The 12,936-nt window shown below is 52.6% G+C and carries 11 protein-coding genes, 2 tRNA genes and 2 pseudogenes; 11 read left to right on the top strand and 4 right to left on the bottom strand.

The window, feature by feature from the left end:
* Position 1 precedes the first annotated feature (1 nt).
* Both GTP46_RS27970 and GTP46_RS27965 read right to left on the bottom strand, forming a co-directional pair.
* Positions 2-78: transfer RNA gene (locus tag GTP46_RS27970), tRNA-Asp, on the bottom strand.
* Between the two features lie 20 nt (positions 79-98).
* Positions 99-174: transfer RNA gene (locus GTP46_RS27965), tRNA-Val, on the bottom strand.
* Between the two features lie 113 nt (positions 175-287).
* Here GTP46_RS27965 and GTP46_RS27960 point away from each other — a divergent pair.
* On the top strand, positions 288-1,550 hold the full coding sequence (locus GTP46_RS27960) for an MFS transporter (RefSeq protein WP_161009914.1): 1,263 nt from the start codon (positions 288-290) through the stop codon (positions 1,548-1,550).
* Here the strand turns inward: GTP46_RS27960 and GTP46_RS27955 are convergent.
* The gene (locus GTP46_RS27955; RefSeq protein ID WP_161009913.1) at positions 1,547-2,386 is read right to left on the bottom strand and encodes a substrate-binding periplasmic protein; all 840 of its coding nucleotides are present in this window, start codon (positions 2,384-2,386) and stop codon (positions 1,547-1,549) included. The two genes, GTP46_RS27960 and GTP46_RS27955, sit on opposite strands and share 4 nt — an antisense overlap.
* A gap of 81 nt (positions 2,387-2,467) precedes the next feature.
* On the opposite strand from GTP46_RS27955, the pseudogene GTP46_RS27950 reads away from it, so the two are divergent.
* From GTP46_RS27950 to GTP46_RS27925, 6 genes and pseudogenes are all read left to right on the top strand, one after another.
* A pseudogene (locus GTP46_RS27950) lies at positions 2,468-2,851 on the top strand (DNA polymerase Y family protein); the annotation flags it as partial.
* 143 nt (positions 2,852-2,994) lie between these two features.
* The gene (locus tag GTP46_RS27945) at positions 2,995-4,377 is read left to right on the top strand and encodes a site-specific integrase (protein ID WP_161009912.1); all 1,383 of its coding nucleotides are present in this window, start codon (positions 2,995-2,997) and stop codon (positions 4,375-4,377) included.
* On the top strand, positions 4,367-5,890 hold the full coding sequence (locus GTP46_RS27940) for a tyrosine-type recombinase/integrase (protein WP_161009911.1): 1,524 nt from the start codon (positions 4,367-4,369) through the stop codon (positions 5,888-5,890). Before GTP46_RS27945 ends, GTP46_RS27940 begins: the two co-directional genes overlap by 11 nt.
* Positions 5,887-8,349 carry a hypothetical protein gene (locus GTP46_RS27935; protein ID WP_161009910.1) on the top strand — a complete coding sequence of 821 codons (2,463 nt, stop codon included), beginning with the start codon at positions 5,887-5,889 and terminating at the stop codon, positions 8,347-8,349. Before GTP46_RS27940 ends, GTP46_RS27935 begins: the two co-directional genes overlap by 4 nt.
* A gap of 56 nt (positions 8,350-8,405) precedes the next feature.
* A complete protein-coding gene (locus tag GTP46_RS27930) occupies positions 8,406-8,873 on the top strand; it encodes a hypothetical protein (protein WP_161009909.1) in 468 nt (155 codons plus the stop codon).
* A gap of 64 nt (positions 8,874-8,937) precedes the next feature.
* Positions 8,938-9,405 (top strand): annotated as a pseudogene (locus GTP46_RS27925) (tyrosine-type recombinase/integrase); the annotation flags it as partial.
* Positions 9,406-9,434: 29 nt separating this feature from the next.
* Here the strand turns inward: GTP46_RS27925 and GTP46_RS27920 are convergent.
* Entirely contained in the window at positions 9,435-9,725 is a 291-nt protein-coding gene (locus GTP46_RS27920; protein ID WP_161009908.1) for an H-NS histone family protein, read from the bottom strand.
* Positions 9,726-9,892: 167 nt separating this feature from the next.
* Here GTP46_RS27920 and GTP46_RS27915 point away from each other — a divergent pair, with 167 nt between their 5' ends.
* The 4 genes from GTP46_RS27915 to GTP46_RS27900 form a co-directional block, all read left to right on the top strand.
* Entirely contained in the window at positions 9,893-10,129 is a 237-nt protein-coding gene (locus tag GTP46_RS27915; protein ID WP_161009907.1) for a hypothetical protein, read from the top strand.
* A 59-nt stretch (positions 10,130-10,188) separates the two neighbouring features.
* Positions 10,189-10,494: a hypothetical protein gene (locus tag GTP46_RS27910; protein WP_161009906.1), complete on the top strand. Its 306-nt coding sequence runs from the start codon at positions 10,189-10,191 to the stop codon at positions 10,492-10,494.
* 544 nt (positions 10,495-11,038) lie between these two features.
* Positions 11,039-11,389, top strand: a complete 351-nt coding sequence (locus GTP46_RS27905) for a hypothetical protein (RefSeq protein ID WP_161009905.1) — start codon at positions 11,039-11,041, stop codon at positions 11,387-11,389.
* A gap of 1,135 nt (positions 11,390-12,524) precedes the next feature.
* Positions 12,525-12,936: hypothetical protein (locus GTP46_RS27900; protein WP_161009904.1), on the top strand; the 412-nt coding region annotated here is incomplete at its 3' end.

Raw genomic sequence — 12,936 nt, 5'->3', positions numbered from 1 at the left:
TTGGCGGAGCGGACGGGGCTCGAACCCGCGACCCCCGGCGTGACAGGCCGGTATTCTAACCAACTGAACTACCGCTCCAATTCGTTTTTTAAGTTTTCTGGTGGGTGCTGAGAGGCTCGAACTCCCGACCTACGCCTTGTAAGGGCGCCGCTCTACCAACTGAGCTAAGCACCCAGAAAACTTATCAGCGTTGTTTCATTTAACTGCTACAACTGCTGAACGAGGCCGTATTCTATAGGACGCCGATTCACTTCCGCAAGCATTTTTGAAAATTATTTAGAAAATTCATGAATAACAATCTTGATCAACTGTACAGCCGGGTTAGCCGGCGCCTCATGCCTTTCCTGTTTTTGTGCTTTGTCGCCGCTTACCTGGACCGCGTCAACGTCGGCTTCGCCAAATTGCAGATGCAGGCCGCGCTGCAATTCAGCGACGCCGTGTACGGCGCCGGGGCCGGCATCTTCTTCATTGGCTACTTCCTGTTCGAGGTGCCGTCCAACCTGCTGATGACACGCACCGGCGCGCGCATCTGGATCGCTCGCATCATGATCAGCTGGGGCGTGATCTCGTCGGCGCTGATGTTCACCACCAGCGCCGCCAGCTTTTATGTGCTGCGTTTCCTGCTCGGCGTGGCGGAGGCTGGCTTCTTCCCCGGCATCATCCTGTACCTGACCTACTGGTATCCGGCCCAGCGCCGCGCGCGCATGGTGGCGCTGTTCATGAGTGGGGTGGCGGTGGCCGGCGTGGTCGGCGGGCCGCTGTCGGGCTGGATCATGAAGGCGTTCGCCGGTGTCAATGGCTGGAGCGGCTGGCAGTGGCTGTTCCTGCTGGAGGGCCTGCCCTCGGTGCTGCTGGGCGTGTGGACTTTGTTCTATCTCGATGACAGCATCCGCGCCGCGTGCTGGCTCAGCGAGGGCGACAAGCAAACACTGGAGCGCGAAATCGCCGCCGACCGCAAAGAGCAGCAGCACCTGCCGCTGGCCCGGCTATTCGGTAGCGGCAAGGTGTGGCTGCTGGCGCTGGTCTACTTCCTGTGTGTGATGGGCTTGTATGGCGTGAGCTTCTGGCTGCCGCAGCTGATCAAGAACAGCGGCGTGACCGACGTGTTCGACATCGGCCTGCTGTCGGCGGTGCCGTACGGTGTGGCGGCGGTGAGCATGGTGCTGGCCGCGCGCCATTCGGACCGCACGGGCGAGCGGCGCTGGCATACCGCGTTTGCCGCGCTGGCCGGTGCGCTGGGACTGGTGCTTGCCACGCTCTACAGCGACAACACCACGATTGCGCTGGCGGCGCTGAGCTTGGCCACGGCTGGCATCCTTAGCACCTTCCCGATATTCTGGAGCTTGCCGACCGCCATGCTGGGCGGTGCGGCGGCAGCGGCCGGGATTGCGATGATCAACTCGGTCGGCAACCTGGCTGGTTTTGTGGCGCCGTATCTGGTCGGTGCGATCCGCGACCTGACCGGTAGTACCGCCAGTGGCATGTACCTGATTGCCGCCAGCCTCGCCGCAGGAGCTCTGCTGGTGGTCACCGCAGTACGACGCAGCTAGCGCGGCGGCGGCAGGGCGTCGAGGATTTCGCGCGTGCCGTCGCTGTACAGGCGGCGCGTGGCGTCGATGCCGAGATAGCCTTCGTAGAATTTCTGCATGGTGCCGTCGAGGACGATGGAACGCAGCGCATCGGCATAGCGCTGCACCACCTCGGCCGGCACTTTTTTCGACACGTACAGACCCACCAGCAGGCGCGGCGCTTCGGCCACGGAGCTGGCGCTCATCTTGCCGAGCATGCCGAACTGGCGCTGATTCATCAGGTGGATGCTGGGCGGCGCCAGCGTGCCCTCGGCGCGGCCGGCCAAAATTTTGCGGAACACCACGGTGTAGTCGTTGACGTATTCCAGCCGCCCCAGCTGCTGCAAGCGGTCCAGCTGGCGCTGGGTGTCCGCCGTGTAGACGATGCCGCGCGTGATGTTCAGGCGGGCCGAACTTTGCTCGACAAATTCGGCCAGGCTGCGGAACTTGCCGGCGTCCTTGTTCAGCAACAGCAGTTCAAAATGGGTGTAGGTGTAAGGCAGGAACACGCCGTAGCGATCGCGTTCAGGCGTGCGCGCCGAGGCGCCGGCCACATCCAGTTCGTTGTTGAAGAATTGTGCATACAGCCGGCTGCGCGGATACCAGCGGACGATCAGCCGGCAGCCGCTGCGGCGCTGGACTTCGCTCAGCACATCGATGCTGCTGCCGCGGATGATGTCGCCGTCGAGATAGGCCGAGTAGCCGAGGTCGCTAACGCCGACGGAAGCCGCAGGGCAGGCGGCATCCAGCACCGCGCCCTGCACGCCCGCGAGCGGCAGCCACGCGGCCAACACAAGGGCGGTCAGGCGTTTGGTCATGAAAAGAGTGTATCACCGACAACTTGCATGATGGCGGCTTTCCGGAGATACTGTGTTTATTTACAGTATCCTTTCCGTATCATGGCTGACGCCGAGCGCCGTATTGCCCACCTCGACATGGATGCGTTTTACGCCTCCGTCGAGCTGCTGCGCTATCCGGAATTGCGCGGCCTGCCAGTGGTGATCGGCGGCCGCGAGCGCATGCCGGTCAAGCAGGCTGATGGCACGCACAGCTTCGCCCGCCTGCGTGATTACGTCGGCCGTGGCGTGATTACCACGGCTACTTACGAGGCGCGTGCGCTGGGCGTCGGGTCGGCGATGGGGATGATGAAGGCGGCCAAGCTGGCGCCGGACGCCATCCTGCTGCCGGTCACCTTCGACGCGTATCGCCATTACTCGCGCCTGTTCAAGGAAGCGGTGGCCAGTATCGCGCCCGATATCGAAGACCGCGGCATCGATGAAATCGTATGATGGAAGTGGAGTCAATACGTAAATTAATTACGCAACACGTTGTTTAACATAGAGAAGATTTTCTATCATTTGATTTCTATTGAATTTCTTTAAGATCAAAATAAACTGGTTTCAGTTAGGCTAAATTTTGGTGCCTTATGAGACAAGCTGTCGCGCGTAAGAATTACCTGATGCTCCATGAAGATGGGGCGATTCATTACCCGTTCAGTAAATTTCTGACCGATATGTTCAGCAATCCGAACAGCCGCGAGCTGGCGGCCCAGTCCTTGCGGATTCTTGATCGATTCAGCAAGGCTCATCGGATTGAATTGGCTCTTCGTGCTATCGAGGGGCGCTGCCTCACTTATGACGAAGCCAAGAATCTCGGGGCATTGTGCTACCGGCCGTTGCCCGAGATCGAATCAATGGGCGATAAGAAAATCGTCCTGATCACGAGCGCCAAGGCTGGTAAAGCGCCGAAGGATTTGCCTGATGCGATCGAACCAAACACCGCGAGCAAGCGCATGCACTATATTGCGAAATACCTGAAGACCTATCTTGATGTCATGCTGTTACCGCACATCCGTTCCAGTGCGGTTCGCGAGGAGCTTAAGTACGAATACGACAAGACCTGCCATCAACTGAGGACGAGCATCAGCGGTACGAAACAGAATCATCACCACAACATCAAAAGTCTTCCGACCAGTAAGTTTCTTGGGATCATCGAGGCGGTTGTCATCCGGCCTGAAGATCTCTTCCTCAACGAATCAGGGAAAGTATCGCGAACTATTTTGCGCGATCGTGCGATGACTCTGCTTTCATGCGAGGGGCTGCGTCCTGGGATGCTCGGCAATATTGCTCGAGCAGACTTTAGGCCAAAATCGGGTCATCTTGTTATCATCGACAACCGTGCCAAGCGAACCGAGAAGATCACGACTGGCACGCCCTTGCTGAAAATGGGCGACACCACGCAGGTCAATAACGCCAGCGAAACGATGATCCAGCTTTGGCCTTTCACCGTAAAGGCCATACAGGAATACATCGACATTGAACGTTCGGCCGTGTTGATGAAACGACTGAAAAACAATAGCGATGGATTTCTTTTCTTGAACTCGAAAGGTCAATCGGTCAAGCATCGTGCGAGCATCAGCGGAATGTTCAACCGCCTTGGGCTGCAACTTACAGAGCAGGGATTGCTGGACATCGGCGACGATCCCTACTTCCTAAACAAGAAACAATACGACTTCTATGGATACGTCCTACGTCACTCAGCGGCGAGTTTTTTTCTTGCTCATAAAACCGTGGAGTACGCAAAGGAGCACGATACAGCTAGACCTATTCAATACATGGGCGTGCCAGATCGTATCAAAGATGAAATGAAACATCGTTTCGGCTGGACCAAGGAAAGCAATATGCCAGAGCTATATGCTGCTCGTGCCTTATCTGATAACGGCAATATTATATTGATGGAATTCAACCAACGACTGCTGAATGCAGTTAGGGCGAAGAATCAGAGCAAGGATGTAAAAAATGGCATATAGAACCATAGGAAATACAGTCGTTGAGTGGGAAGATAACGAACCGTTTATCTTCTCCATGTCCGAAACGATTGGAACTGATGACGACCGGCGATCAAAAATCATCGCCATCGATCTTTCAAGTCTGCGGCAAGGCTTTGAAGACAACTTTCTGCTGCACGTCAAGGATCACTTTATCGAGCGAAGCAATAAGGTTATTTTGCGGACAATCGATACCGAGGTTAGTCACCTAAAAAACCTTTTCCGTAAAGTCATAGACCTCAAGCTTTTCGATTCAAAAATCGCCACCATTGACGAGGGGTTCCTCATGTGCCTCGGTGCGACAAAGGAGAAGCTGCCCTCCCTTAGCTTAAGGGTTTTAAAAAGACAATTCGCTGCAGACCCGTATTCGCCCTTGTTTGTCAAGGGACTGCATTCAAGCGACTTCCCATTGTTGGAGCCTAAAAAGGGTCGACATGGCATTCAGATTGACCGAATTCTGGCCAGAGCGCTGAGCCAGGCTGCCGTCGCGCGCATCCTTAACCTATGCGACGCAGCTTACGACACCCACTCGATGGATATCGGGCACTACAGCTTTGTCCATCTCGCGTTTGCAGTGTTCTGCCGCCCGGAGTCCTATCGGCAGATTCGGGTTGGGGATCTGGAAATGGATTCAGGCAAGTATTTCATTCACATCATTCCTGCAAAGAGCGGCGTGCGCCAGCCGGACAAAATTCGCTACCAGATCAATGAAGCCTTAGGCGTTCTGTTGAAAAAGCAGCGGCAGAACATCATCACCACCTATGGCCACCTGGTGGATGAGCAAGACATTGCAAAACTTGCGCTCTTTCCCGTGCGAAGACTAAAAGCGAACGGGTCGATAAGGGTAAATGATTACGCGAGCAACAATTATGGCATGTACGATAACGCTGCCAAATTTAGTGCTGGATACTCGGAGCAGATCAAGAAGTTGTTCGATGATGACCACTTGACGCTGAGCGCTAATGCATTGCGGCATACCGTCGGGACGCTCCTCGCGCAAACCGGCGCGTCTGCTGGGACCATTCAGGCAGTGCTGAAACATGCCAGTCCAATCATCTGCCATGCCTACGTAGATATCGCCTTCCATGGCCTGATCAATGAACTGTCTGATGCGATGCGGCCAGCCTTTGCGGAGCATCTCCCGGCCTTTGAGCGTTTTCGCTCAAAGAACGATTCAGTCCCAGCCGGCAAGACGATTCGATCAGAGGATTTGGAAACCGGAATAATCGAGGAAACGGGCGAATGCGGAAAAGACATTGTGTGCAGCTACGCTCCGATTACCTGTTACAGCTGCTTCCGGTTCATTCCATGCTGGGACGCGGATCACAGCCTCAATCTTAATATTGTGCAGAGGGAAATCGAGGAGCTTAAGAAAAGAGGGAAACCCTTTGAGCACATGGTGGAACGAGGTCGAACTGCGAAGAACCGAATCATGCTAGTGATGCATGCCGCGGATCGCTATCAGGATGCTATGCGGAAGGGGATCCGGCCATGAGCAATCCTATCGACTTTGACTTGGTCCTGCGGAGGCAGGCTCTGGATAACTGGCTTGCCGAGACCAAGAAGCGTATGACCATGCGCTTTTCGAAGATCGATTTCGAGGCTGACCACTGGCCCATCCGGACGCTTTACGGGATGAAACAACCGGATTGGCATTTCACCGAACCATTGGCGGATTTCGCAGCAAAGGATGTCAGTTATCGCGAAGCCTTGAGGTGCCTGGTAGCGGAAATGGTTATCGCCGGGAATCGGAACGTAAGCGGCGCAGTAAATGCCTTCCGAATGCTGGCCTCCGCGCCCGCCCATAGTCTCTTCGACCTCACGCTTCAGGACCTTCGGAAAATTGAATCGGACAGCCTGGACAAGGCCAGGGCAAATCCAGGCTTCGCAAACCGAGGCATATCCATTTTAACTACTGTGGCAACACAGACCACCCAACTAGGTGCGAAAGGTGTTCTGGCCCGTCTGGGGTTCCACATTCGTGCCGAGGTCAAAGCCGAGCTGAGAAAAATTGCAAAAAACCGTCGAGCGGACAGGCATGCCGAGGGCGGCTATCTCCTTGACCGTAAGGTAGAGGCGTTCAGCGATGCACTCAACGCGCTCATCGACAATGACCCGCGCCTTAGTGTTGTAGATCGTTTGGCAATAGCGGCGCATACCCGGGCATTGTGCGCACCGTCACGGATCAACGAAATTCTGTGCTCCAGCATCGATGACCATGTGACAGTCAATGACTATGTGCAAAAACCAATTGGCGAACTGGACGCCGTGCACCGCGCCCACCAGATGCTGCTTGTGACGATGAAGGGATCAAAGGGGGCCGAATGGAGTGCCAAGCCGGTTCTCAACTTTATGATTGACGCATTCCATTACACGACGGGCGTTGTCCTGGAGCACGGAAAGCGCTCGCGGATGCTTGTTGAGTGGTATCAGAAGCATCCGACCACGCTATACCTCCCCCCAGAACTGGAATACTTGCGGGGCCAAAACCTCAGTAGGGTAATGCTCGCAAAAATTATTCTTCTCACAGAGAATCCGCCCCCTTGTGCACACACGAGCAGCGCAAGTAGATTCTTCAGCGAACTCAAAACTGAAGCCTTCAAGGCCCCGAATCCAGTCCTTTTTCAAGAAAACGGGCGACGCACTTCTAGGCCAGTAATCGACTTCCTACCTTGGGATACCATCGAGAAACGCCTGCTTAAGAGAGTCCACCAAGCCCTGGCGGAGTGCCGCAAAGTAACGCAACTAAACCACTACGAGGGCGACCTATCGAAGATGCTCTTTCTATTCGATCCAGAAGAAACGCCCTATCTACCGCATGCCATCAATTACCATTTGATTCGCACGCGATTTAAGCTCACAGACTGTGATAGAAACCAGACGCGCCCGCCTACCCTCTTCGAAAAACTCAGGATCACCATGCCGGTCAACGGCAAGATTCAGATCGCGGAGTTGGACACTCACGACCCTCGCAAGTGGCTCACCACCATGGCCTTGATCCACGGCGAAAAGCTATCGGACGTCCTGATAAACAAGTGGGCTAACCGCTGTCGCCTTGCGCAACTCAAGTTTTACGATTTCCGAACCGCCGAAAATTTAGCCGAGTTCTCCAAGATGCCCGAGCCCCCGAGACTCAACGAGCTGGCCGACCTGTCGAATGGCCTTGCTGCAGTCGAAAAACTGGAAGACAGCTTCGGGCTCAAGACTGCCATCGTAACGGCACACGATGTGGGCATCGCGATGTCGTCAATGGATTTGATCGTTCAAGCCTCAGAAAATCGGCCAATTGCCAAGTCCAGTCGTGGGATCATCATCATTTATCCCCAACGCTTCGGTGTTTGTTTCCACCAGCACCACGAAAAGCCTTGCCGGAACTATAGCAATTCGTTGGTGACCTCGTGCGTAACGTGCAACGAAGCCGCTTACGTGAAAGGTCATATTCCGACGAACGACGAGACACGGAAGGTCGCGCGTCAAGTATTTTCGTCTATCGTGCGCCATTTAGAAAATCTGGCACATACGCATAACCGAGGTATTGCCGATGATCAAGATGCACTCGGCGAACACATGCTGACATTGGCAGAGAAAGGAATGAGTCCTTCCTCGTTGGAACAACTCGCAACGCATTTGATTGAGGAATTTCATCAGATCAAACATCTAATCAAGGACAAGCTATTTGCCAGAAGGCTTGAGGAGGCGTTTGTCACAAGAGAGGTCGTCAAAATCCTGGACGACACGAATCGGCCAAGCGGCTCGTTCATCAAGTATCGGAATCCGACCCAGCACGCAGATTCGCTGCTTGAGGTTGCGCTTGACAGCCACGGAGGGCGGGACCAGGTAGCGCGGGATGAGAAAAAGCTGGTTGCGAAATATCCCCAATTCGCGCCGACAGCGTTGGGTCTGAAGGACGAGCGGCATCTGGTCGAACCAGATGACAGAGAGGAAGGAGACTGACTATGGCCGGAAGAAAGGAAATACTCACAGAGCAGTTGGCTAGGAAGATAGTCAAGATGATTGAGCTGTTCCCGGATAACAAGATTCCCGTCACGTGGGAAAACGTCATTGCACATTCGAAGAAAAAGTTCGGGCACGGTTTTAATCGCCAGATTCTCGCTCAGAAAGAGTGGGGTGGCCGGAAGGTCGTTGCTGAGGCGTTCAGTGAAGCCAAGAATGTGCAACGCCGAATGCACAACGACACTGCCCCGAAGTACCGCAATGCGGCACGAGCCGTTCTACAGAGGAGAATCGCTGAGTTGGAAGCCAAGAATTTGGCCTTGGTAGAAGAACTGGAAAAGGTGCGAGCGCAGAAGGTCGATGAAATGGATGTATTCCTCAATACCCCGCGCGATCTCCGAAAGCTGATTGAGGACTACGCCGTGAATGAATTTGGCTTGATCAGGCCTGCGATCGTCGATGAAATGAAATCGAAACGGGCTACAAAGGAACTTGTGACCAGTGCCCCTCCCCACACGATATAGGCGCAGGGTGGGGACAACGGTCGTGGAATAAATGGAGCGGATCCCCTTGCGGGGAGGGGCGTTTATCGACAGCAAATTGCGTGGTTGCGATCTGGTGCAACTGCGTGTGCAGGACATTTGCCACTGCAACCACGTGGCCAGCCGCGCTACTGTGATGCAACAAAAGACAAAGCACCCGGTGCAGTTTGAGCTCACCGCAGGCACTCGGAAGAGTCTGGTTCAGTGGATCAGTTCTGCTGGCCTGAGGCACAACGATTATCTGTTCCCGAGCCGGATCGGAGATTCACCACATATTTCAACCAGGCAGTATGCCCGCATCGTACATCAGTGGTTCGAAGAAATCGGCCTCGATCCTACGGCATACAGCACGCATACTCTGCGTCGTACTCAGCCCACGCTTATTTATCGGCGGACGAAGAACCTGCGCGCAGTCCAGCTCTTACTTTGACATACACGTCTAGAAAGTACGGTCCGATACCTTGGAATAGAAGTTGATGAGGCGCTTGAAATGGCTGAACAAACTGATGCTTGATAAAGAGCAGAAAGCGCACCATCGACTGATCATCGAATCAGGTATTGATTCTTATCTTTACCTTCGAGCCACTTTGGTGCGCGACCGCGGCCAGTCCAGGTGTCGCCAGTTGCCTCATCCTTGTATTTAATCTCTACGGGTTTGCGAGGAGTCTTAGGCGCTTGCCGGGACGCACCGCCAAGGTCAGCTACGGTCAATCCATATTCGCTCATGATCGCCTTGATCTTAGCTTTCGCCTCGGCGACCTCCGCATGACGAGCGGCTTCAGCTTTCGCCTGAAGTTCTGCGATTTGCTTTTGATAGTCATGGTACGAAGACATTGCACGGCCCTTTACATGTGTTGAGATGGACTAATTGTACAAGCGACGAATTCGCCTAGGTGGACTATTGTGATAATCAGTGTATTTTCCCCACATGCAAAATGCTATGCTGAGTGCCGGCTTGCTTCGGCCATGTGCTGCCATTAAGTGAGCGTTGAACTTAAATCATGAAAAAAACTGACCTTCTAAAGCTGCTATCTAAATACGATGACGACGCCGAGATTTTGGTGGAGAGTATCGATGGAGGATTTCATGACCCTGTCATTTACATTTCGTCAGTTCGAGCGCGCAGCGCAGCAGAGTTCACCGATGCTTCCACATCAGGCTACGTCAACGGTAATAGCACTACTGGTTTTGGCGCCGTAATCTTGGGCACATCGATAGGTTTCGCTAAGTTGGAATGAAATCTATAACCGGCTGAAATCGGCCAATAACGGACCGACACTCGGGGAGCGATATCTGAATGAAGTTAGAAACCGTCTCGAACATTGAGATTACACCTGACAATTCGCTGTTGGTGGTCGGATTAGATGGTGGCGGCAGTCCATCCTATCAGTACGTTTATCGTGCTGCGGCCGGAGTTTATTGGGACAATATCGCTGGTGCTTTCAAGCTTGGTATGAAGAACGATAAACGCTTTGCCCATTGGTTTTCTCACCTCAGCAAAGTGCTGGAGGACGAAATGAATGTCCAGTTGCACGTTGGGGAGCTGACGGCGTGGACCAATGTTCCCAATGACGTTCGAAGTGAAATAGAGTTATATGTGTGAGAACGCGTGGGAGTGACAACTGCAAGAAGGGGCGTCTCGGCAGAAAGTGCGCAATCTGCAATCCTTCAGGGAAACTGTAGAGAAGGAAAACGCGTCCTAGGTCGCTGGCAAGCTGCCCGGTTGGCGGCACAATATAAAAAGGATCAAGAACATGCCCATGACAACTCGAAAGCGTCAGAAGAGACAAGAGAAAGCACAGCGTGCGAAAGATGCCGCGCGTCGCTCGCGTTTACGAAAAGTTGGTCAAGCTTACGAGACACAGAGGGAGCAAATCTCCAATGTGACCGGTCCCGCGAACGCTGTTGGGAATGGACCGCTACGAGTTTAGAGTTACGGAAAACCGTGAGACCCACTTCAGACACCTACGATCAAATCCGAGCGGATGCCAGCTGTGCGATCAATTGAAGAAGTCATCGCCGAAATTGACGCTGATCCATGTGCTTGCTTATGGGGATAACTCAGCGCCAAATCAGTACGAGCTGACCAGGCCGAGATCGGCCAATACCAGACTTAACGTGTTGATGAGTTCAAAAAATGGAGAAGTATGTTTAAGATCGTTTTTTGGGGGCTGATCTTCGTTGCTGCTGGTCTTGTTCAGGCCGAAGATAAATTGCCTATGCCATCGCCACATATGCAAGTTCCCATGCTGCTGCCGAATGAGGTCGTTGATCTCGCTGAAAATTATTTAGTTCAGGTCATAAAAATCCCGAGAAATAGCTTTCGCGTTAGCAGCGTGGGATATCGATATCTTTCAATAGTTCCTGCGCCACCTGGAGTCATTGATATTGGCTGGCATATTGATTTCGAATGTGTTCCGATGAAATTGGATTGTCGTTATAGCGTGGGCGTTTCAAATTCCAATTCACCCCAAATTGTGATGTATCCTGTTCGTTAAAGTGCACTCGAATGCGGGGACAGGAGATGGACTGAAGTCGGCCAGAAACGGCCATTCGAAAAATCAACAAAGGAAGCGTATGGAAGAAAGGCAAGCTGACCTGAATAATAGGTTGAAAACCTATGGTTCAAGCGGTGTAGTAGCGGTTGCCCTTGGTGTCGCGGTGGCATACTTGGCACTTAGACCGTCGGATTTCCAAGGCTTCTTCATACTTGGTTTCGTATCCTTGATATTTATATTTCTTGGCGGCGGTATAGGAGCGTATTGTTGGCGATTGCTTTACCTGGCTCGCAAGACATCCCTGTCATTGAGCGCCTATGCCTTAGGGCTTACCGCAGCATCTATTCCAGTTATGCTTATGTATAAGATGTTGACCTAGCTAGTGTACTCGACAGCAACCGGCCAGAAGCTGGAGTTGAATTTTCTTAGAAAACGGATACTCTTGAATATTTTTTTTCACTCCCATTTCGTTGATGACCACCCTAGCAGCGTCGGGCTATGCATGTGCTGGCGAAGGGTTAAATGGATTAAAAAGCCCGCCCTATATACTGAAGTAATTTTTATTTTATAACCTCGTTTGCAGGAAAACTTTGATGGGCGTCTATACCGTTCTGCGCTGTCCAATCTGCAGAAGAGACCTAGCCACTAGATCATTGCTTGGGTATGGGATCGGTAGACCGCTGGAGCGGTGCGCATGCGGCATAGTCGTCGATCTCAGTAAGACACAGAACGAGTGGTCGGCGATGGGGACAGGAAACAGGGTCCGGATCGTAATAGAGATGCTGATCCATGTTGCATGGATTGGGTTTGTCCTTGCTGGTATGGCGGTTGGTCGGGCCAAGATCATGCATGCATCACTACTAACGATTTATCTTGCTTCGGTAATGGGCTTCTTAATTCCGTTAGCATGCTTTGGTGGGCTACTGTTGTATCGAATCGGCCGTTCGAATCGTCGAGTAAATTTTAGCGCGAGATGAGTTTCAATAACGATTTTGGAGCGAATCACATTTGGCTAGTTGTTAAGTTTTAAGACTACTGCTGTCGGCCATAAGCAGCCTTTCGGAAAATTAAAGTTTAAGATCCTGTCGGAATTTCAATAACTATAAATCTACTATCGATTTTTAATTTTTAAAAAATGGTTAAATTTAAAAAAAATGCCGGATATTTCTTGGGCGTATTCTTATTGTCTGGTTGTTCCTACTATACAAACTTAAAGCCGGTTAAAATAGATGCGAGTTTGCTGGAGCTTCCAGTTGTGCGACCAGGTCTTGATCGATATTCGTCTCGACAAATAGTTGGCAGCTCCGAAGTCGGATTTACACCTTATGTGAGTCCTGCAGCGGCACTCTCAGGTATATTAGCTGCTGGTATTGCGTCGGGAAATGCCAATACAGGAATATCTCTGTCATCGAATTTGAAGGATAATCGCAATGACGGAAATTCTCTCTTCGGTCCAGGAGTTCTTGTCGATGTCCCGAAAATATATTTCAGTGAAGTTCTTCATGAGAAAGGTATTTTCGGCGAGAAAACGAGCAAGCGTTTTCCGC

Origin of the sequence: Duganella flavida (assembly GCF_009857445.1) — a bacterium.
GTDB lineage: Bacteria > Pseudomonadota > Gammaproteobacteria > Burkholderiales > Burkholderiaceae_D > Rugamonas > Rugamonas flavida.
The sequence above is the reverse complement of the archived record's forward strand: the minus strand, read 5'-3'. Positions and strand labels throughout refer to the sequence as shown.

Coding starts and splice junctions, on each gene's coding strand:
- GTP46_RS27960 (WP_161009914.1), top strand. CDS start 288: ATGAATAACAATCTTGATCAACTGTACAGCCGGGTTAGCCGGCGCCTC.
- GTP46_RS27955 (WP_161009913.1), bottom strand. CDS start 2,386: ATGACCAAACGCCTGACCGCCCTTGTGTTGGCCGCGTGGCTGCCGCTC.
- GTP46_RS27945 (WP_161009912.1), top strand. CDS start 2,995: ATGAGACAAGCTGTCGCGCGTAAGAATTACCTGATGCTCCATGAAGAT.
- GTP46_RS27940 (WP_161009911.1), top strand. CDS start 4,367: ATGGCATATAGAACCATAGGAAATACAGTCGTTGAGTGGGAAGATAAC.
- GTP46_RS27935 (WP_161009910.1), top strand. CDS start 5,887: ATGAGCAATCCTATCGACTTTGACTTGGTCCTGCGGAGGCAGGCTCTG.
- GTP46_RS27930 (WP_161009909.1), top strand. CDS start 8,406: ATGATTGAGCTGTTCCCGGATAACAAGATTCCCGTCACGTGGGAAAAC.
- GTP46_RS27920 (WP_161009908.1), bottom strand. CDS start 9,725: ATGTCTTCGTACCATGACTATCAAAAGCAAATCGCAGAACTTCAGGCG.
- GTP46_RS27915 (WP_161009907.1), top strand. CDS start 9,893: ATGAAAAAAACTGACCTTCTAAAGCTGCTATCTAAATACGATGACGAC.
- GTP46_RS27910 (WP_161009906.1), top strand. CDS start 10,189: ATGAAGTTAGAAACCGTCTCGAACATTGAGATTACACCTGACAATTCG.
- GTP46_RS27905 (WP_161009905.1), top strand. CDS start 11,039: ATGTTTAAGATCGTTTTTTGGGGGCTGATCTTCGTTGCTGCTGGTCTT.